16 protein-coding genes are annotated in these 20,200 nt (G+C 65.2%); 3 read left to right on the top strand and 13 right to left on the bottom strand.

Going from position 1 to position 20,200, the window contains the following annotated elements:
* Positions 1-21 precede the first annotated feature (21 nt).
* The 12 genes from AC5WEY_RS00790 to AC5WEY_RS00735 all read right to left on the bottom strand — a co-directional run bounded on the left by AC5WEY_RS00790 (position 22) and on the right by AC5WEY_RS00735 (position 14,422).
* On the bottom strand, positions 22-984 hold the full coding sequence (locus tag AC5WEY_RS00790; protein WP_057478934.1) for a glycosyltransferase family 2 protein: 963 nt from the start codon (positions 982-984) through the stop codon (positions 22-24).
* A complete protein-coding gene (locus AC5WEY_RS00785; RefSeq protein ID WP_082521117.1) occupies positions 981-1,838 on the bottom strand; it encodes a glycosyltransferase family 2 protein in 858 nt (285 codons plus the stop codon). The genes AC5WEY_RS00790 and AC5WEY_RS00785 overlap by 4 nt, the downstream gene beginning before the upstream one ends.
* Before the next feature lie 213 nt (positions 1,839-2,051).
* Positions 2,052-4,304 (bottom strand): hypothetical protein, encoded by a 2,253-nt coding sequence (locus AC5WEY_RS00780; RefSeq protein WP_495644282.1) that lies wholly within the window; start codon positions 4,302-4,304, stop codon positions 2,052-2,054.
* Complete coding sequence (locus AC5WEY_RS00775) at positions 4,285-5,571, bottom strand: glycosyltransferase family 2 protein (RefSeq protein WP_495644281.1); 1,287 nt, start codon at positions 5,569-5,571, stop codon at positions 4,285-4,287. Before AC5WEY_RS00775 ends, AC5WEY_RS00780 begins: the two co-directional genes overlap by 20 nt.
* A 48-nt stretch (positions 5,572-5,619) precedes the next feature.
* Positions 5,620-6,600: a glycoside hydrolase family 16 protein gene (locus tag AC5WEY_RS00770; protein ID WP_495644280.1), complete on the bottom strand. Its 981-nt coding sequence runs from the start codon at positions 6,598-6,600 to the stop codon at positions 5,620-5,622.
* Complete coding sequence (locus AC5WEY_RS00765) at positions 6,597-7,298, bottom strand: DUF998 domain-containing protein (RefSeq protein WP_495644279.1); 702 nt, start codon at positions 7,296-7,298, stop codon at positions 6,597-6,599. The genes AC5WEY_RS00770 and AC5WEY_RS00765 overlap by 4 nt, the downstream gene beginning before the upstream one ends.
* Positions 7,295-8,575, bottom strand: coding sequence for a hypothetical protein (locus AC5WEY_RS00760; RefSeq protein WP_495644278.1), 1,281 nt, complete (start codon positions 8,573-8,575; stop codon positions 7,295-7,297). Before AC5WEY_RS00760 ends, AC5WEY_RS00765 begins: the two co-directional genes overlap by 4 nt.
* The gene (locus AC5WEY_RS00755) at positions 8,572-10,137 is read right to left on the bottom strand and encodes a lipopolysaccharide biosynthesis protein (RefSeq protein WP_495644277.1); all 1,566 of its coding nucleotides are present in this window, start codon (positions 10,135-10,137) and stop codon (positions 8,572-8,574) included. The genes AC5WEY_RS00760 and AC5WEY_RS00755 overlap by 4 nt, the downstream gene beginning before the upstream one ends.
* Positions 10,138-10,247: 110 nt before the next feature.
* On the bottom strand, positions 10,248-12,017 hold the full coding sequence (locus AC5WEY_RS00750; protein WP_495644276.1) for a hypothetical protein: 1,770 nt from the start codon (positions 12,015-12,017) through the stop codon (positions 10,248-10,250).
* A 41-nt stretch (positions 12,018-12,058) separates the two neighbouring features.
* Positions 12,059-13,006 (bottom strand): amino acid--[acyl-carrier-protein] ligase, encoded by a 948-nt coding sequence (locus AC5WEY_RS00745; RefSeq protein WP_057478928.1) that lies wholly within the window; start codon positions 13,004-13,006, stop codon positions 12,059-12,061.
* Complete coding sequence (locus AC5WEY_RS00740) at positions 13,006-14,160, bottom strand: acyl-CoA dehydrogenase family protein (RefSeq protein ID WP_057478927.1); 1,155 nt, start codon at positions 14,158-14,160, stop codon at positions 13,006-13,008. The genes AC5WEY_RS00745 and AC5WEY_RS00740 overlap by 1 nt, the downstream gene beginning before the upstream one ends.
* A gap of 4 nt (positions 14,161-14,164) precedes the next feature.
* The gene (locus AC5WEY_RS00735; protein ID WP_057478926.1) at positions 14,165-14,422 is read right to left on the bottom strand and encodes an acyl carrier protein; all 258 of its coding nucleotides are present in this window, start codon (positions 14,420-14,422) and stop codon (positions 14,165-14,167) included.
* A 250-nt stretch (positions 14,423-14,672) separates the two neighbouring features.
* Between AC5WEY_RS00735 and AC5WEY_RS00730 the strand changes: the two genes are divergently transcribed.
* Both AC5WEY_RS00730 and AC5WEY_RS00725 read left to right on the top strand, forming a co-directional pair.
* Positions 14,673-16,118: a DUF7159 family protein gene (locus AC5WEY_RS00730; RefSeq protein ID WP_495644275.1), complete on the top strand. Its 1,446-nt coding sequence runs from the start codon at positions 14,673-14,675 to the stop codon at positions 16,116-16,118.
* A gap of 173 nt (positions 16,119-16,291) precedes the next feature.
* Positions 16,292-18,415 (top strand): Hsp70 family protein, encoded by a 2,124-nt coding sequence (locus AC5WEY_RS00725; RefSeq protein ID WP_495644274.1) that lies wholly within the window; start codon positions 16,292-16,294, stop codon positions 18,413-18,415.
* A gap of 6 nt (positions 18,416-18,421) precedes the next feature.
* On the opposite strand, the gene AC5WEY_RS00720 is transcribed toward AC5WEY_RS00725, so the two are convergent.
* Positions 18,422-18,946, bottom strand: coding sequence for an Lrp/AsnC family transcriptional regulator (locus AC5WEY_RS00720; protein WP_495644273.1), 525 nt, complete (start codon positions 18,944-18,946; stop codon positions 18,422-18,424).
* Between the two features lie 116 nt (positions 18,947-19,062).
* Here AC5WEY_RS00720 and ald point away from each other — a divergent pair, with 116 nt between their 5' ends.
* Positions 19,063-20,145 (top strand): alanine dehydrogenase, encoded by a 1,083-nt coding sequence (gene ald / locus AC5WEY_RS00715; RefSeq protein ID WP_495644272.1) that lies wholly within the window; start codon positions 19,063-19,065, stop codon positions 20,143-20,145.
* Positions 20,146-20,200: the final 55 nt, after the last annotated feature.

The raw sequence follows: 20,200 nt of genomic DNA, 5'->3' as shown, positions 1-20,200 counted from the left end.
CGAAGTTTCGTGCACGTGCCGCTAGCGGCTCGTGCTGAGTTTCCCTCGGGCATAGCCGATTCCGGCCGCGCCGACACTTGCCACCACGGCCATCGCACCCCAGGCGCGCATCGGATTGCCGCGGGCAGCGGCACTGGTTTCGCGACCGACTGCGCGAGGCAGGATCTTGGCGGTGTAGGCACGCTCCGAGGACAGTGCGTCCTCGGCCCCGATCAAGCGGGCGATGGCTGCCTTCGAGACACCCTCGGCGTAGCTACGGGTGATGAGGTAGCGCGGTCGAGTGCGGTCTGCGCTGACCGTGTGATCGACGACGATCGAGGGATCGAACACGATCTGTGCATCGGGATGCGTCTGACGGAGGCGGATGCACAGTTCGGTTTCTTCGCAGCCTAGGGGAACTCGACCGATTCGGCCGATGCCGGAGACGAACCCACCGAGTGCAACGACGGGCTCACGGCGGAACGACATGTTCGCGCCCATGAGATTGCGGACCTGAGCGGTTTCCGTTGGCTGCCCGCGGTAGGTGCACCCGACGACCCAATCGAGTTCGCCGGGTTCACCCACTACCTCGGCCGGTAAGAAAGCCGGACGTTTGTCCGGCCATACCGGGTATGCAGAGCCCCCAACGGCGTACACGGCATCGTCCGAGTAATGGGACAGAATGGCTCCCAGCCATCCTGTGGTGCGCGGTGACGCGTCGTCGTCGAGGAAGACGACGATGTCACCGGTAGCGAGATCCAACGAGGTGTTGCGCGCACCGGACAAGCCGCGCGGGTGGTTGTTCTCCACCACGTTCACGGTGTCGTGCAGCGGCAAGAATTCCTCGCGTGCGCGCTCGGCCAGCTGTGCGTTGTGGTCGATCACGACGATCAATTCGTCGGCCGGTACGACCTGATCGAGGACGGCGCGGACGGCGGTCCGAAGCTCGGACCACCGAGCCAACGTGTAAGCGCAGATGACGACCGAGGAAGTCGGCAGGCTCACGCCGTCCTCTCGCGAAGTTCGAGAACCTCGTTGTACGACTCCAGGGCCTCGAACTCGAGGTCCATGTCGGTACGAGCGTCGATCGACTCACGCAACGGGCGAACGATGGACTTGCGCTTGATGTGGCGAGCTCGCACGCGCTCGGTCATGAGCGTGCGCAGTACGCGGAAGCCGTCGGAGAAGGTCCGCAGGTTGCTCTGACCGTAGATCCGGGCGAGCTCGACGCTCGGCACCTCTTCGATACGAACGGACGCTTCGGCGAAGCGGCAGTTGATGATGGTCTCGATCTCGAAGCCGTCGCCCCAGAGCATCATGCCCTCGGATCCGGGCTGATCGACGACGGGCAGATCCAGCACCGGCACCAGGTCGCGCCAGAAGGCGTTGTAGCCGTAGCAGAGATCGGAGAAGCGGGTTCCGAAGAGCGTGTTCGCCACCAGGTGCAGACCGCCGTTGCCGGCGCGACGCAGCGGTGTGATGTCGTGGCTGCCGCCACCCTCGCAGAATCGGCTGCCCTTGGCGAAGTCGGCACCGGCGATCAGGGCCTCGACGAAGCGCGGGATCTCGGCAGCATCGGCCGAACCGTCGGCGTCGAACATCACGATGATGTCGCCGGTGGCGGCCTCGAAGCCACAGGCGAGCGCGTTGCCCTTGCCTTTGCGGGTCTGCTTGATGATGCGGATGTCGCCGCGAATCTCGCGAGCGGCGTCGATGGTGCCGTCTACCGATCCACCGTCGACGAGTACGAGTTCGTAATCGTGGGAGAGCAGGGGGAGGACATGGCGAAGGTTCGCCGCCTCGTTGAGCGTCGGGATGACGACACTGACGCGGGGATTCTGACGATTCAACATATCCATTCCACATGGGTCGAGTGCGATGGGCAGATGTCTCCGAACTCCGTGAAACGACCCCCGCCGCATCCACAGACAGTGTCTTGACGCCGTTTGTGAAGCGTAAGAACCTGTTTCCATTGACTGAAACCAAGCTTAAAAGAAGCTACGAGATTGTCAAGCTATAAACAAACCAACTGGGAGATTGTTTGGAGACGCTCGTCATAGTTTGTGGTCCGGCTACCTGGATCGGTACTGGTAGACGATCGTGTCGGCGTCCTGGTACCTGACCGACCATGCCGAGTTGGTCCGCAGCCACTGCCTGAAACGGTTCACTGCGTCGTCGGGAACGAACCCGTAGTAGTGCATCGCTTCGAGCGACTGGCGAGTCAACACCATGTATGTAGGCGTAGGGCTGACCGAGGCGTTGTAGTCGATCTGGCCGAGTTTCTCCGGCGTCGGGAACCCCTGCATGTACTCGGGGCCGAGAGCGTACAGAGGAACGTCCCAGTAGTCGTTGGCCTCGGTCAGACGGCCGTAATCCGATGTCGAGCGAGCCGGGTACCCCGAGGAGTAGAGCATCGTGACGGCGGTGCCGGAGGGCGACTCCGCGGCCACCGCTCGGGCATCGTCGATCTGGTCACGATGCTCGAGCACGATCGGCCACAGTCCGAAGTACGCCTGAAGCCCGAGAACCGCCGACCCGACCGCGCCGGCCGTGGCGACTGCGACAGCGGTACGTGCGGTGAGCCTGCGGGCGCGCGACGGCCGGTCCTGCGACGGCTGACGGTCGAACAGGGCAAGGAACAGCGGCGTGATCAACAGAACGCACCCCGGGATCGCATAGAGGTACACCCGGAAGATCGCTTCACCGCCGTAGCTCTGCCCGGCGAGCAGCATGATCGAACCGAATGCCATCACCATCGGGGCCCAGAACGTCTTCTTGGTACGCCAGGCGTAGATCGCCGAGACGAACGCCAGGCCGAACACTCCGCCGGACAACGCCCGGCAGACCAGAGACGTGATCTGTTTGCCCAGCACGCCCTCTTCCTGGACGTTGCTCGCCGCGTTCTGAACCGGGTCGAACCCCTGGAAGAGTCCGTACGGTGCCACGATCGGCAAGCGTGGATACAGGTATCCCAGCAGGATGACGCCGAGTGGAATCATCAGCCACCACGGCTTGGCTCGTCGGGTCACCAGCAGTACGCCTGCGACGGCCATCAACCAGTACGGAGTCAACTGATGCGTCGGCACCAGAGCAGCGAACGGGATGATCGACAGGAACGCCGCGGATCTGGTCAGCGACGAGGACATCAGCAGAGCCAGGAAGCCCACGGCGAGCAGCAGTGCCCAGGCCTGCGGGGAGTAGTAGTCCTGGCCCACCCAGTTGACGACCTCGGCGAGCATGGCGGCGGTGATGGCGGCCCGCTTGGTGAACTTCATGACTCGGGCCAGACCGTAGATGCATGCGGCGAGCACCACGTGGATCATCGGCGCGAACACGTGCGCCAGCGACAGCGTGTCGTACCCGGTGACGTGCTGGAACCACGCCGAGACGAGGAAGAAGCTGGGCCACTCGCTGTAGATGTCCACCCCGCTCGGGGCGAGCCGGTTCAGGTCGAGGACGAATTCGGTCACCGCGACGTGCTTGTACGTCCAGTCGTAGATCGGCGCGGACGTGATCAGCGTGACGGTGAACCGCTGCACCACGATGGCCAGTCCGATCGCGACCATCATGGTGCGCAGCTGATTCCGCCGTAGGGCGATCAGGAACGCCGCGATGATCAGGACCATGCACAGCACGAGCCCCGGGCCGGTGCCTGCGGTCAGCAACCCGAACTGCGAGTACGTCGCTCGTTCGAGGCCGGGCAGCATCGGCAGCCACAGAAAGAAAGCCAGTGCGAGAATCAGGCCGGCAACGTTGCGGCGCAGCGTGTCTCGGTCGGTCACGACGAACTTGGTCGACGCGACGGCCGCAGCGCGTGACGACGGTGAGACGACCGCCCGTGTGCGCGCGATCCATTCGGGCAGATCGGGACGACCGTGCTTGCGGTACCACAGCACCGACGAGCCGATCAGGGCCAGACACAGCCACAGCGTCCACATCCGGGGCGACCAGCGGTATCCCCACATCGCCACCGACACCATCAGTGTCACCACCGAGATGCTCAGAATCGGCAGCGCAGCCGGGACCGCGGTCCGGGGGATGCGCACCCACGACAGAATCGCCGCACCCGGCCCGAAGAACAACAGGACCGTGAGAAGTACGACGCGAACGAGGGTGGGCAGCGCGATCATCGAGGCCAGACCGGACCCTGCTGCGAGAACAGCGATGTCGGCGTAGCGCAGTCGACTGCCCGCGCGCCGCCGAGTACCGGCAGCGGAGTCGGTCGAGCCGACCGGCCATTCGAGGGTCCAGTCGGACGGGACGAACAGCTTGTGCCGCAGGTCCGTGAGGGACCGGTGGCTGGAATCAGTCGAGGACCGGTTCACGGCTCACCCCCGCCAACGGAGTGCGCTCGCGACCTTCGCGCCTGCTGCGCCGAATGGCCGCCGGGCCCTTGGCGATGGACAACAATTCCATTCGGCCGATGCCATCGGGCAGGTCGGCGGCAAGGTCGTCCGGAGGCGACGCGACCTTGCTCATCTTGGCCGACAACCGAATTGCGCTGCCGAGCCGGCGGATCGCCACCGTGGCCGCGAGCGTTGCGGATCGTCGGTTCGTGGCGACGGTGTACAGCCAGGCGCCGAGGCCGAGGCCGTAACCGCGGGCCTGCACGGCCAATGCCTCGGAATCGGCGCGGTGCCGGTGCCACACGATGGCCGCGGGCTCGTACACGAGCTTGTCGCCCGCCATCAGAACTCGAAAGAACATGTCGAGGTCCTCACCGCCGTTGGTCGGGGAGCCGACTCCCAACGCCTCGTCGAAGCCTCCCAGATCGAACATCCGACTGCGGTCCACCGCGAAGTTGGCCCCGGTTCCGTACATCCCGACCTGGAACGGGAACAGCGGAACATCGGCCGGGGGGTTCTTCAGGTCGTAGACCCGAGGCGTCACCGAACTCGCCCACCCGACGCGGCGATCGAAATACGCCTGCGCCTGGGTTCTGATCTCCCCGCTCGGCACGATCCCGGACACGCACGTCACTCGATCGGCTCGTGCGAAACCGCGCGCGATGCTCTGCAACCACTTCGTATCCACCGCGACATCGTCGTCGGTGAACGCAACGATGGTGTTCCGCGCCGCGCGCAGACCCGTGTTCCTCGCCCTCGACAGCCCTGCCGTCGGCTCGGACACAACACGAATGCGCTTGTCGCTCAGGCCTTCTACGTACCGCCGCGTCGCATCGGTCGGAGAGGCGTTGTCGACGACGACGACCTCGTAATCCGGGTAGTCGAGAGCGGCGACCGATGCGAGCGCTCCCTTCAGGTGATCGACCCGATCCCGGGTGCAGATCACCACCGTGATCGGAGGCAGTGACCGACCGGGTTCCGGCAGAGCCTCGGGCATCGGAACCTGCGCGAGAGACATCGCCGCCGTCCGTACGGCCGCCGCAGGCACTGCGCCGTCGAGAACGTCCATTTCGACGAAACCGAGCGGGTCGAGTCCGCGTCGGATCAACAACCGGGCACGCCGATAGCCGTCGGAATCGTCGAGTACGAGAGACGTCGGAAGTTCCTGCTCCAGATCGATGTCCCCGATCCACACGGCACCGTCCCATTCGGGAGACTGGAGTCTGGGGAGCGCGGGAGGTAACACGGGAGAGATCCTTTCGGGTGACACATTTCGGGGCAGGTACTGCAGGTCTCAATCGGTGCGATACCGCACCCAGTCGACGGACATGGTCGCCGGGAACGGCGTCGAATTGTCGGTGGGCCCGGGCCAATCGCCGGCCACGGCGACGTTGAACAGCAGGAAGAACGGCTTGTCGAAAACCCAGTAGTCGTCTCCGCCGACGAGGTCGGCCGGGGTGACGGTAGCCAAGGTGGTGTCGTCGATGCCGGTGGTCACGCGCCCCGGTGAGCGTTCGACCCAGTAGGTGTGGAAGCCCTTCGACAGCGGTTCCGGTGGGGTTCCTCCTGCGTCCACCTTCTGGCTGGTGAGCGAATCCGGTTGGGGCGCATGGATTCCGGTGTGGTACTGATCGGCCTGGTTCAGGGTCTCCATGATGTCGATCTCGCCGGACAGGGGCCAGCCGACGGAGTCCAGATCGGTACCGAGCATCCAGAACGCCGGGTGCAGCCCGGCGCCGGCAGGCATCTCGATCCGCGCCTCCACTCGGCCGTAGGTGAAGTCGAACTTGTCCTTGGTGGTCACCCTCGCCGAGGTGTAGCCGTCACCGTTGCGCATGGCGTTGATGACCATGTGGCCCTGGCCGTCGACGGAGGAATTCTCGGTCGAGTCGGTGTAGTCCTGCTTCTCGTTGTTTCCCCAACCGGTCCGACCGACGTCGTGGCTCCATCGGGCGTCCGCCAACGCGTCGCCCGCCGTTCCCGAGAAGTCGTCGTAGACGGTGTATCCGGGCTTGGCTGCCGAAGTGTTCGACGCCGATGTCGTGGACGTGGCGTCGACGGTGTCGCCCGTCGCGGATTCCGAATCGCTCCCGGTGGAGCGGTGGCCCAGTCCGTACACCGTGCCGGTGACGACCAGCCCAAGCACGACGAGAAATGCCAGCACCGACGGCCAACGGCGTCGCGGACGCTCGACGAGCAGTCCGGTGCCGGGGAGCCGTGAGATCTCCACGGTCCCGGCGCGGGACTCCCCGCCCGATGCGGAGTGACGGCTCACGCGGACTCGTCGATGGTCTTCGGTACTCGCGTCGCGTTGAACTGCGAGACCGAGAGCACCACGACGCCCACCAGTAGGGAGTAGGTGGCGATGCGTTCCATTGACCCGATGCCGAGTCCGAATTCGTGGCCACTCATGTAGGCGAAGTATCCGGCCAGGCCGACGGCACCGAGCGCGGTGACCACGATGCGGATGCTTCGTCGCAGACTCCGGTGCCCGCCGGCGACGACGAGGCCGAAGTTCCCGAAGACGAAGAACACGGTGGCACCGAACGAGTGGATCGGGTAGTTGACGCCCTGGTTGACGACGCCGGCCGTGATCGCACCCGCACCGGCAACGACGAAGAACGACGCGGCCCTGCCATCGATCCGGCGAACGATGTACCACGATCCGCCCACCGCCGCGATCGCCACTCCGAACAGCACCATCGAGGCGTTCAGCAGGACGTAGAGCTGGCTGCACGGCCAATCACCTGCAGGACCGCAGAAGGGGATTCCGAGTTCGCTGATGTAGTTGTTCCGGTAGCTGTAGAGCCCACGCCAGGTGGCGGAGACGATGTACTCGACGAGGACGAACTGCACCACCGACAGACCCGCCCACCGAGCGACATGGGCAACGAAGCGTGATCGCTTCGGGGCGGCGGTGGGCTCGGCCCGCGCCGTCGTGCGATTCGCTTCGGACTTCGCTTCGGTGGTCATGCGATCTTCTCCTGAGGGGCGAGCAATGCGAGGGGGTCGGCCGCCACCAGATCGAGTGCGGATTGCACGGTCTGGCTGTCGAAAACGTTGTCGTGGAACGATGCCGAGACGAACACGACCGAATCGATGGTCTCCATCGTGATCATCACCGACTCCGGACTACCGGGAGCCGCGATCACGAAGAAGGCTCGATCGGCAGGTTCGGCAACCCACGACACCGGCTCCAGCTGCCTGACTCTACCGACGTCCGAAAACATCAGATCGACATTCGGACTGACCGGCGCACGGTCGTCGAACACACCGGAAACAGCTCGCTGTTCGCGCTTGTACTTGATCGTGCTGATCGTCGCGGACGCGATCGGACGCCCCTTGTCGATCGCGCCGGACAGCGCGTCGTTCACCTCACGGGGCGAGGTGGGATCGATGTCGGTGAAACCGATACCGGCGGCGAAGTTGCCCAGCACCGTGGTCGACGGCGGAAGGTAGCGGCGGCAGTCGAAGAGAAACCCCGCGGACCGAGCGACCGAAAACGACGTACGAACGAAGGCCGCGGACACGGCCGCGCACATCACGGCACTGACACTCGCACCGGGCAGATTGGATATTCGCCACCGACGAATCGCGTCGGTGGTGCCCACCGGGGTCACAGCAACGGCGACCGCGGCTGACGGTGTCCAGGGGCGAAATGCCGTCGGTGATGCGGTGCCGGGTCCCCCGGTCGATTCTGCGGATTCGGGAGTCGTGCCGGGAAAAACGCGGCCGTAGATGGTGTCGACAATCTTTCGAGGATTGCGAACAGCCCAGTGTAGCAATGCTTTTCGCAAAGGGTGACCCTCCACTGCACTCCCGGCCCAGGCCGGAAGCGGAGCATTCGGGGTGGCGTCGGCCAAGTAGGCGAACAGGTCGACCGGCAACAGGGCGTCGCCGAGTCCGTGATTGAGATCGAGGAACAGGTACCGACCGGCCAGCCGGATCCGAACGGGAATGTCGACCGCAGACTCGTGCGCGAACTCGGTCAACCGCTCGGCCAGCTGTGCGTGGTGCACGGACGGTCCCTCGGTGATGTGCTCGACAACCCGATCCGGCTCGAAGGACCATGCGGCCGAGAATTGTTGGGCGTGCAGACCCAGTCGAGTTGCCGGACCGACGGACGCCAATGCGAGCACGCGGCTCTGCACACGTGTGAGATCGCCGAAATCTGCCGGCCCCAGCACGGTCACGATTCGCGAATCGGACCGAAGCATGTCCAACGAACTTGCTCGATAGGTCTGGGTCATGGTGCCGTCCTGTGTTGAGCGTGCACCGGAATGCGACGCGGCGACGGCTCGGCGTGCTGCGGCTGCGCGTCCTGTGGCTCGCTGTGACGAGGTTCGCGGTGTCCCGCTTCATCGTGTCGGAAATCCCGTCGACTCGATCGAGCGGAGTCGTCGTGACGGTCGTCGATCGGCCCGCGCGGACCGGGATCGTCGGGCGGTCCTGCATCGTCGTCGGGCCGGCCGTTGCTCCCTGCCGACAGCTCGCGAATCCACCGAATCAGCGGCACGATCAGCACCAGCGCGCCGAACGCCTCGGCAGCGAGGTAGGCCCAGCCCACAGCGGCGATACCCATCGACGACGACAGCCCGATCGATCCGCCGATGATGATCGACGTGGCCACGACCTGCACGATCACAGCCAGCCGCATGCGTCGGCGGACCCGAGCCAAACCGTCGTACAGGGAACCGACCACCGAGAGCGGAATGGTGAGCGCGGCCAGCTGCACGATGATGGTGCCCTGGTCGCGGTAACCCTGGCCGATCAGGCCGAGGCCGAACGGTGCGATGAAGGCCAGGAAGATCGACCCTCCGACCGCCACGATGCACACAAGGGTCATGAACCGTTTGGTCAGGCGGTGGAACTGTTGTGGATGTGCGGCGACCTCGGCGACATACGGGCCGATCAACACGCTGATCAGAATGTAGAGGGCGCTGACGATCGACCAGGTGAGGGAGAAGTAGGCGTTCTGCTCGGCGCCGAGGGTGGCGACGACGATCATCGGCACCAGCAGCGGAGCGAGGGAGCCGAGTGCGGTGATGCCGTAGGCCGAGCCGAAGTAGGCCCACATCTCCCGCCGGGGCGGCAGATCCGGTGTGCCGGCGTACCGCTGTTCGGTGCGGACGTTCTTCATGATCGCGCGCAGGACGAAGATCGATGCCAGGATCGCCGGGACCGCCCAGGCGGAGATGATCGAGGTGCTGCGCTCGGTTGCGAAGAGCGCCAACAACATGACGAATTTGACGACCGCGTGGAAGATGTTCTTGGCTGCCGCCCAGCGGGCTACGCCGAGACCGGACGACGTCTGATCTTGAAGTGCGAACACCGCGAGCACCGCAACGAAGAACGGAAACGTCACGATTTCGGCAGTGTTGGTGAACATCTCGTCGACGGGAGCTACCAGCAGGAAGCCGCCGCCCAGTACGAACGCGAACGCCGTCACGGTGATGTAGCCGCGCACGATGAACGACTTGGCCAACCGGCCCGAGATCGGAAGGAAACGCTCGTACATCGACCCGAGGCTCAGGTTGGACAGCGTCGAGAGCATCACCGCGGAGGTGATGACGGCAGAAGCACTGCCGACCTCTGCCACGGGGTAGAGGCGGCCGGCGGCTGCCCAGAACAACAATCCGAGCGCTCCGGTGATGGCCGTCGACAGCATCAAGGCCAGTGAATTCAGCGCCAGGTTGCGATCGGATGCCTTCGACCCGGGTCCTGATTCCGGGTTCGGGTCGGCCAGGACGTCGGCCGGTCCAATATCGACGGAGCGGACCGGGTTGTGCCGTGGCACGGTCGGAACCGGCATCGTCGGACTGTTCATCAAACCCATGTCGAACCGCGCAGGCTCGACCGGATACCACCGAAGTTGTTCGAGTTGCTCGTGTTTGGGTGGCGCGATCCTGGGAGCGCGGTGCTTCACAGTCGCACCCGCCCCACTGCGACAGGCGGCGACGGCGCGGAGATCTCGATGTCGAACGCGGCGGAGGTGGCAGCGATCAGTTCGGCTCGGACGTTCTCGCGTAGATCGCGGCCGTAGAGCGAGTGATCACCGGACTCGAACGACGTGACAGTGGGCACCGACGCTCGACGCTGCAACCGGCGCATGCCTTCCGGACCCCGGTTGGTCTCGAACCAGGTGGCGTCCGTGGGGGAGAGCAGCACCCGCGTCTGCACCTCCCGATCGCTGAGGAGCCGCAACGAGATCTCGGGAACCTGAATCAGTCCGCGGCGTCCGAGCCAGATCCAGAGGGCATAGGGAATCCGCGGCTGCAGGGCATTCTTGGTGGCCACGCCCCAGTGGTGGAGTCGATCGAGCGCGCGTGCCCGCAGTCCGGTCTCCTCGGTGTGCATCGAGGAGCGTTTGACGAACTCGAGTCGACGAGTTGTCCAGTCCAGCGTGTTGAGAAGTACTGCCGATCGCACTCCCATTTCGCGCGCAGCAAAGCTGGAATACCAGGAGCCCGAGCACATTCCGGACACCAGGATGTTGTCGGGGGAGGCCCCCGACTGCTGGACGGCGGTGAGGGCGTCCTCGTTTCCTTCGGGACTGTAGAGGCGAGTCACCTCCCCGTCGGAGACGACACCGGACTCACCGGTGCCACGCCGATCGAACCGCACCGTGGAAACTCCGAACCGGGGGAGAAGCCGCGCAAGTTCCACCCACATGCGCACCGGACCGACGCGGTGCTCGTTCGCGGTGGGGTAGAGCACCACGGTCGGACCACCGGGTGGGCATCGGTCCGAGCTGGAACGAATTGCGAAAAGCTCTTGCGCGCCCAGGAACTCGATGCTTTCGTCGATTCCGTCGACCAGTGAACGCGTTCGACGCGGCACCTCGACGTCGTAGGCGGTTCGGCTAGGGAACTTCGCCGCCGTCCAGATGGCGAGAGACGCGATGTCGGCGGCCGGGATGATGACCTCGAAGTCGCTCGGCTCGAGAAAGTCGTCGTGACCGGACAGCGTGTGCTCGTCCGCGGAGAGTGCGTCGACGAGTGTGCGTACCGGCTTGGAGTCACCTCGCTCGGCGCGGGTGGCGACCAGTACCGGTGCCTCGGTCGTCGCCTTGGTGGCGTCGAGTGCCGCGAAGTCTGCAGCCGAATCGGGATGCAGCGCAGCGCCGATGATCGACACACGAGGATCGGCGTCGGAATCGGTGGTCACGCTGACCGAATACAGGGCGCGCTGCTCGTGCAGATACGACCGGCCGCGGACAACCGGATCCCAGAGGGTCAACGCGGTCAGTGGCCCACACTCGGCGGCTACCGAGCACGCCAGCAGTGCACCCATACGGAGGCCGACCAGACCGACCTCGCCCACACCGCAACCGCGCACGTAGGCGACAGCGTCGACGACGCTGCGCTGCCAATGACCGACCGCGCCGGGCGCATCCTGCTCACCCCACGAATCGCCGGTGCCGCGATAGTCGAAGCGCAACACCAGAAGTCCCTGCGCACAGAGCTTCTGCGCGAGCAGAGTCATGCCCCGGTACGAGTCCACCTGCTCCTTGCCGAGCGGCGGGCACAGGACGACGCCTCCGCGCGCCCGGCCTCCGGTCGGCACGTGGACGGTACCGAACAGAGGCGAATCGGACGGGCCGAACCACGTCGAATACTTGCCGCCCGGGGTACGCGAGGACTCGGCGGGAACGGAGCCGATGCGCCGAGGAGCGGTGCGGGAACTGTTCACTTCAATTGGTCCTTACACGTACACGGGTGAAGCGGAATCGATCAGGGGCGCAGTGCGGCCGGCCACGCGGAACGATCGAGTCCGTGGGTACGGAGCATCGCCAGTGCGATGCGTTCCATACCGAACCCGACACATGCACTGTGAGCCGGTTCGCCGTCGACGGTGGCGATGTCGAAGGTGTGGCCGAAATGATCTCGGTGGCAGTTGCACGACACGACCGCGGTGCCGTCGTCCAGATCGCCGTAGAGTTTGACGACCAACTCGGTCTTGAGGTTCTCGTTGCGCTGGTTGGCGGCGAGCATGCGTCCGGCGCGACCGAAGAACGGATCGTTGGCAATGACCGCCTCGGCTTCGAGCCCCAGATCGGCCAACACCTGCAGGCCACGCGGCACCCACCGTTCGCGGTGTTCGATCGCCTCGTCGGGGGTGCCGACGCGGACGAACTCGTGCATCCGAAACGCTTGCATCCGAGCCGGATCCACCGCAGGCTCGTGCCGGAAGCAGAAGCCGTAGATGTCCATCAGGGCACCGTCGGCGGGCAGTGTTCCGGTGAGCATCGAGTACGACGGATGGCACGCGGCCGAGACCAACATGGTTCCGGCGGAGTGCAGAAAGTGATCCCAGTCCTTGCCGTCGGATCTCTCCGCCAACAACGCGGCGTGGGCCTTGTTGTCGCCCTCGAACGTATTGATGGCACCGGTGAGATTGGGGAACGACGCGATGTAGTCGGTGCGCTCGAAGGCCTCTCGGGGGAAGACCGGAGCGAATCGGAATCGCTTGGCCTGGTAGCCGTGCTCGGCTGCTCCCGCCGCGACGACACGCGAATCGATGAATTCGATGATGTCCTCGAATTCGCCACTGCGCCCGTACAGTCCGGGAATCGAGCTGGGTACCAGCAGTCCCGCGTCGATGAGCTCGGCGCGGAAAGATGCTCGGGCGGAGTCGAGTTCGCTGATATCGGTCTCAGGTGCGGAATGTGTGGTGGTCATCATTTTCCCTTGTAGACGAGGGAGAGCTGCGAGTTGTGGCCGAGGATGCGCTCGTTGCTCACCATGATTGCGGACCCGTGCGCGTCGCGAAGGTGACGGCCGATGCTGAGCTCGCCGCCCTGTCGGTAGCCGGCGATGCCACAGATCTGCAGGGCCTTGCCGACGATGTCGATGACGAGCGTCGACGCAGTGACCTTGACGTTGTTGATCTTGAGCGCAAAACCGATGGCACCCAGCTCGGCCGGACTGTCTGCGACGGCCTCGAACTTCGCAGCTGCGCCGAACACCGTGTCCACCAGCTGCTCGTGCACCACCATCAACTCCGCCAAGCGCAATGCGCTCGGCGGCGGTGTTCCCGGTGTCTTGCGCGCGGCCTTCTGGACGAATTTGCGTGCCTTGGTCACGGCAGCATCGGCGATGCCGAGCCAGGCCGATCCCCAGAGCACGTGTGCCACCGGAAGCATGGTCTGCGCGGAGATGTCGCCGTAGTTGTCGCCCAGAATGTTCGACGTCGTGGTGCGCGCGGCCAACATGAAGCCGGGGCTGCAGGTGCCGCGGAATCCGAGGGTGTCCCAGGTGCCGGTCTTCTCGAGCGTCACGTCGGGCTTCTCGCACACCACGAGGACCTGGTCGCTCGGCGGGCTGTCGACGCTGCGGCGCGCCGTCGCCAGCACGATCTGCGCGTACTCGCCGTACGAGATGACGGGCGCGTTTTTGCTCAGGGTGATCCGCTCGCCGTCGTACTCCACCGCACAACTGCTCGAGCGGACGTCGCCGCCGATGTTGATCTCGGTAGTGGCGGAGGCCACCAGGATGCGATCGGTCACAATTCGTCGCTGTAGGTCTGCCATGGCGTCGGACTTGCCGTGGCGCACGATGCTGAGCACCTGCGACTGGTGCATGACGAAGATCATCGCCGTCGAGGCGCACTCGGAGCCGAGGGCACGCGAGATGCGGGCGATGTCTGTCAGGGTTGCCCCGCCACCGCCGAACTCACGCGGAATCCCGACACCGAGCAGCCCGGCGTCGCGCAGCGCCTCCACCGATTCGGTGGGGAAGCGGGCATCGCGATCTACTTCGTCGGCATAGGTCCGCAGAACGGCCAGCACGTCGGTCATCGACTGGTCGATCGAGCTCTCGTAGACGGTGGTCATGGCCTCAGTCCGTCAGCTGGGCGATGGCCGCGGCGATCGCGTTGATGCTGCCGAACGTCGACTTCTGCAGCATGGTGTCGGGAAATTCGACGTCGAACTCGTCCTCGAGGGCGATCATCACGTTGACGCTCGCGTGCGAGGTCAGGCCGCTGTCGTAGAGATCGGCGGCTTCGTCGATGCTCTCCACGGGGACGGGCAGCTTTCCGAATTTCTCCAGAACGGTTCGCACCCGAACCACGTCCTGAGCATTGAGCGTCTGCATCGAAAACCTCCACCGATCGCGTTAACCACGAGACCGGACGGCCTCGTAGTCGTCTCCAGGTCCGCTGGCTGTGCGCCTTTTCGACCCAAAGTCTCCCCAGACCCATTCAAACAATATCCTAGATTGTTTAGTAGCGTTAGTTCGATGCCCGCATCGGTCCTCGGGACCGCCGTACACTTCGAGTGGAGCGGGGGCTCGTGAGGGTGCCGATCGGGTACCGAATCGCAATGCGCAAAGGATTGTCTTGTCGATGAGTGGAGTCTGCGGTGTGTCCGTGGGTACCGGTGCCGTGCGCATCGCGTACATCGCGGACGGACGCCGCGTCGAGGACTCCATAGACGCAGTGGGCGCGCACGACGTGCTGCCCGGCAAGCTGGTCGACCACGGCCCGTTCGAGGACATCGTGCTTGCCGGATGGGATACCGCAGCCGTCACGGCGCTTCTCGACACGCTGGACGACCGAACGGTCCCCAACGCCCGCATGGTCGAGGAATCTCAGGCCCTGATGGCCTACGCCCGCACAGTTCCGGAATTGGCCGACAAGGACTACGTGCTGGTGGTGGACCTGGGCAAGAAGGGGTTGTCGGCCACCGCACTCGACGTCGCAGGCGACTACGTCGAGTGGACCGCACGTACCGTCGACATCAGCGGCGATCGCTTCGACGAGGTGGTCCGCGGCATCGTGATGGCCAAAGGCATCCTGCCTGCACCGGTCGGCCCGGAGGGCGACGCGGAATATCAAGCCTTCTTCCGCGAACTCAAGGAACTCGTCAGTTCGTCGGCGGGTGTCCGGGCACCGAACCGCGGCCCGATGTTGCTCAGCCGCAAGGAATTCGAGCGCGAGATCACCCCGCTCGTAACCGACGCGCTGGACTGGGCGTCCAAGCAGGCTCCCGACGCGGTGCTGCTCATCGGCGGCGGTGCAGGCATTCCCGCGGTGCGCACCATCATCGAGGACAAGTGGAGTGTCCCGGTCCATGTGCCCGACGCGCCGGCTATGGCCATCGCCAAGGGCGCGGCACTCGACGAGAGACCCGTTCTCGAAGCCGCTGTCGGCACGGATGTTCTGGACGCCGATGTTCTGGACTCGGATGTTCTGGATTCCGATGTGGGACTTGTCACGGTGCCCGACGACGCGTCCGAGCTTCTCGATGCGCCCGGGACCACGGATTTCGGTGCGGTCGACGAGTGGATGATCGACGGCCTGACCGTCGATCAGCTCGCGACCGAAGAACTGGCGATCGCGTCGACCGTGTTCGACACTGCTGCCGGCTCTTCGGCAATCGCGCCCGCGGTGATCGAGCCCGCGGTTGCGGAGCCCGACGTTCTCGAACCCGACGTTCTCGAACCCGGTGTCGTCACCCAGCCGACGCGGCGCACGACGAGATGGTCTGTGCGCGACGCGTCGGTTCTGGCGGCGGTCGCCCTTGTGATCGTCGCGGTGGCAGGTCTGGTGTTCACTCGCGGAAACACTCCGGCACCCACTCCGCTCATCGACGAGCAGATTCCCGTCGATGCAGGGTTCGCTGCCGCCCTCGCCGACGCTGCCGGGCCGGCCGAGGATGCAGCTCCCGGGCCGGCCGAGCTGCCCGTCCAGGGACCGGTTCGCCTGTCGGACGCGGATCTGTACGAGCGAGCCTTCACCTACGACGGCGAGCTGTACCAACCTGATGTCGATACGGAACTGCCGGAGTAAACCGCACGGCCGGGCGGGATGCTGGAACAGGCAGCGCGACCGTTTCCGCGGCGTACCGCCTCGGCTGCTTCTGGGGCGCGCGCCCCGTAGTTTCGGTCGAGGCGGTAGCCTGGCGCTCTGGACGAGGTGTACCGCGTCCGCCGCTACCGCCGAACGAAGTGAGGCCGACAACCGTGACTGTGCTGCTTGGGGTGTCCATGGGGACCCGGGCTGTGCGTACGGCGCAGCCCCGAGCCGAGCAGTTCCAGGCTCCTGTCGGCGACGCGTCCGGCCTGGTCACCGACATCGAGCGGCCACTGTTCTTCCGTAACGAGCTCATCGACAGCGTGGGCGGCGATCTCCCGCACCTGGCCGCCGAATCGATCGGTGCGGCCGTGGAAACCGAGCCCGAACTCGCCACCGGTGTCGCCTACCGCGACCCTCGGCAGGCAGATGCGCTGCATGCCGCGCTCGCCGGTGCTCATCTGCACAACTACCACCTGGTGCACGAGGTGGAAGCCGTCGTCGAGTACCTGGCAGCCACCGGCGAGGCCCGCGACTACAGATCGGTCGCGTTGTTCGATCTCGGTAGTTCCGGACTGACGGTCAGCGTCGTCGACCTGGTACAGCGGACCGTCACCGCCTCGCAGCGGTCGGGTGCATACAGCGGCGACCTGCTCGACGCCTACGTCCGCAACAACCAACTCGAGCGTCTCGGCAAGAAGATGACGGACCCGGACATCGCACTGTTCGAGAAGCGCTGCCGAATCGCCAAGGAACGCCTGTCCACTCAGGATGCGGTGTGCCTGCCCGATGCGAGCGGGATGATTCTGCTCTCGCGCGAGAATTTCGAGCTGTTGATCACCGATCTGCTCGACGAGGCCGTCGAGTTCGCGCGCGAAGTGTTGATCGGGGCGAACGTGCCCATCGATGCCGTTGTGCTGATCGGCGGAGGCGCACGGATGCCGATCGTGCAGAATCGCGTCGGACCGCTGCTGGAACTGCCGTCGATCGTGCCGACCGAGCCCGAGACCGTCGCAGCACGCGGCGCTGCTCTGACCGCGCGACCGCACTCACGCTCACGAACCGCTCCGGGCCGCAATCCCGACGCGAACCGGCGGGTGGCACCGCAACCGGCAGCCCTCGTCGACCCTGCAACTCGCGTGGACTCGACACCGACATCTGCGCCGACCCCTCAGCACCGACCTGCGCCGCCGCGTCCGCCGCAGTCGCGTGTGGCGAACCCTCGGCCACCTAGACCACCTCTACCTACGGCCGCCCCCGTCCGGCCGATTCCGGCCCGCACCGAGTCGCTGCACGCTGCACCGCCGGCGTCGGCTCCGGTGCCTTCCACAACGCGTCCGGTCCCCGCCCGTCCCTGGGTCGCGGCGGCTCCGATCGCCGGCACATCGGTCGAGGCCCCGGTGGACACCACGTCTGCCGAGGCCCCGGTGGACACCACGTCTGCCGAGGCTCCGGTGGACGCCACGTCGGTCGACGCCACGAACGCGGCCGGCGGGTTCGAATCCTCGAGATTCACCGATTCCGTTGTCGATTCTTCCCATTCTCTTGCTGTCGAGCCGGAGTCGCCTCCGGCCGTGACGGATGATGTTCTCGACGACCACGTGCAGGGGGCGCAGGTCGACGGGGAGGTCGTTGTATTGAGCACGGATGCCGGCGATGGCACCGTCGAAGGCGCAGTCGACGACTCGGACGCGGCGGAAACTGTTGCGGCACAGAGTGTTACGCAGGTTCCCGAGAGGCGAGTCGATACCGAGACGACCGGCGACGACGACGGTAAGCCGGTTCCTTTCCAGCTGAAGAACATCTACTGGCTCGACGCCGACTACGACGACGACGACGGTGAGGACGATCGAACTCGTGCTCGACGCAAGCTTCGCACCGGTGGTGTGCTCGCCCTCGGCCTTGCTGCAGTGGTAGGCGTGTCCGGTTTCATGCTCACCCACCAGAACACGCCGCGGGTGGTCGACACCTCGGTCAGTCGCACTCAGACTGAGGTCCCGGCCACGACGACAGTTGCGCCCACGTCGGTGATTCCTGCTCCGGTATTGCCGCCCCCCGCGCCGGAGACCACCGTCGAACCGACCACCGTGCCGCCCGAGACCGAGGTCTACCAGGAGCCGGTCACTCAGGAGCCAGTCACTCCGGAGCCGACGACGACCACGGCCGAGCCCGCGCTGCCGCCACCAGTCGAGTCCGTTCCACCGACAACGACGCAGCAGCAGCCGCCGCTGTTCCCGGCGTTCCCGGACTTCACACTGCCCGGTTTCCCGCCGATCGCACCGCCCGCCCCCTGATCGGACTCAGCTCTCGCCGTGGGTGTTTCGCGGCCTGATGTGTTCGAAGATCAGGATCGTCTCGGTTGCGGCGACGGCAGGGTCGGCACTGAGATTCTCGACGACGAAATCGCGGAGCGTGGCGGTGTCGACGGTTGCCACGTGCACGAGGAAGTCGTCGGCACCGGCAATGAAGTAGATGTTCAGGGTTTCTTTTCGGGAGGCGATCTTCGATCCGAATTCGCTGATCCGCCGTCGAGCATCTGCTTGTAGCCGCACCGAGATCATGGCTTGGATCCCTTGGCCGAGGGCCTCGGGATCGATGTCGGCGTGGAAGCCGCGGATGACACCACGTTCGACGAGTGCGCGGACCCGGGCCAGTGCGGTGGACGGAGCGACACCGGCCGCGGCAGCAAGCGCGTTGTTGGGTGTGCGGGCGTCGCGGCGGAGCTCGTCGAGCAGGATGTGATCGATTCGGTCCAGCGGGATCGACCGAACATCCTTCGGCTGGGACCCCGCGCCACCCGCCTCGAACGAACTATTACTCACCATTCGACCAGGCTACAGAATTATGTTCACTTCCATTGCGGCGATTCCGTAGATAATTCATAGTTGCCCTACACGGATGAAGCCACGGCTTCACGTCACCCACCACCGAGGAGGCCGCCATGAAGATCGGAATTCCACGCGAGATCAAGAACCACGAATACCGGGTGGCCATCACTCCGGCAGGCGTGCACGAACTGGTCTCGCGAGGACACGAAGTGATCATCGAAACCGAGGCAGGAGCCGGATCGTCGTTCACCGACACCGACTACAAAGCTGCAGGTGCACAGATCCTCACCGATGCGGCCGAGGTCTGGGAAACGGCCGAGCTGCTGCTGAAGGTCAAAGAACCTATCGCCGAGGAGTATTCACGCCTCCGTAAGGGGCAGGTGCTGTTCACCTACCTGCATCTCGCGGCGTCCAAGGCCTGCACCGACGCGCTGCTGGACTCGGGGACCACCGCCATTGCCTACGAAACAGTCACTGCCGCAGACGGTTCGCTGCCGCTACTCGCGCCGATGAGTGAAGTTGCCGGACGCCTCGCGCCCCAGGCCGGTGCATACCACCTGATGTCCAGCGAAGGTGGGCGTGGAGTTCTCATGGGCGGAGTGCCCGGAGTGCGTCCCGCCAATGTCGTCGTCATCGGTGCCGGTGTGTCCGGAAAGAATGCCACCGCAATCGCTTTCGGTATGCACGCCGACGTCACCGTTCTCGATCTCGATGTGAAGGCACTGCGTGCCATCGACGATCAGTACCGCGGCGCCGTCAAGACTCTGGTGTCGAATGCGTACGAACTCGAACAGGCTGTTCTCGCGGCCGATCTCGTCATCGGTGCGGTGTTGGTACCCGGAGCCAAAGCTCCGAAGTTGGTGTCCAACAGCCTGGTTGAGCGTATGAAGCCGGGTTCGGTTCTGGTCGACATCGCCATCGATCAGGGCGGCTGCTTCGAGGATTCGCACGCCACCACCCATGCCGATCCCACGTACAAGGTGCACGAGTCGGTGTTCTACTGCGTCGCCAACATGCCCGGAGCCGTTCCGCGCACGTCCACGTACGCTCTCACCAACGCCACCCTGCCGTACGTCGTCGCACTCGCCGACAAGGGTTGGGAAGCTGCCTGCGAGGCAGACGCGGGTCTGAAGGCGGGACTGAGCACGCACAACGGGGCCCTGTTGTCGGACACCGTCGCAGCTGCATTCGCCTGAGGAGCGGGTGAGCGGCTGCGCCGCATGTGAACGGAACTTCGTAGTCCGCTACGAA

Source organism: Rhodococcoides sp. S146-33 (assembly GCF_059489205.1).
This window is presented reverse-complemented; position numbering and strand designations above follow the sequence as displayed.

Bases quoted from the DNA above. Each gene is read 5' to 3' on its own strand.
- AC5WEY_RS00785 (WP_082521117.1), bottom strand. From the start codon at position 1,838: ATGGATATGTTGAATCGTCAGAATCCCCGCGTCAGTGTCGTCATCCCG.
- AC5WEY_RS00765 (WP_495644279.1), bottom strand. From the start codon at position 7,298: ATGACCACCGAAGCGAAGTCCGAAGCGAATCGCACGACGGCGCGGGCC.
- AC5WEY_RS00760 (WP_495644278.1), bottom strand. From the start codon at position 8,575: ATGACCCAGACCTATCGAGCAAGTTCGTTGGACATGCTTCGGTCCGAT.
- AC5WEY_RS00755 (WP_495644277.1), bottom strand. From the start codon at position 10,137: ATGCCGGTTCCGACCGTGCCACGGCACAACCCGGTCCGCTCCGTCGAT.
- AC5WEY_RS00745 (WP_057478928.1), bottom strand. From the start codon at position 13,006: ATGACCACCACACATTCCGCACCTGAGACCGATATCAGCGAACTCGAC.
- AC5WEY_RS00740 (WP_057478927.1), bottom strand. From the start codon at position 14,160: ATGACCACCGTCTACGAGAGCTCGATCGACCAGTCGATGACCGACGTG.
- AC5WEY_RS00735 (WP_057478926.1), bottom strand. From the start codon at position 14,422: ATGCAGACGCTCAATGCTCAGGACGTGGTTCGGGTGCGAACCGTTCTG.
- AC5WEY_RS00730 (WP_495644275.1), top strand. From the start codon at position 14,673: ATGAGTGGAGTCTGCGGTGTGTCCGTGGGTACCGGTGCCGTGCGCATC.
- AC5WEY_RS00720 (WP_495644273.1), bottom strand. From the start codon at position 18,946: ATGGTGAGTAATAGTTCGTTCGAGGCGGGTGGCGCGGGGTCCCAGCCG.
- ald (WP_495644272.1), top strand. From the start codon at position 19,063: ATGAAGATCGGAATTCCACGCGAGATCAAGAACCACGAATACCGGGTG.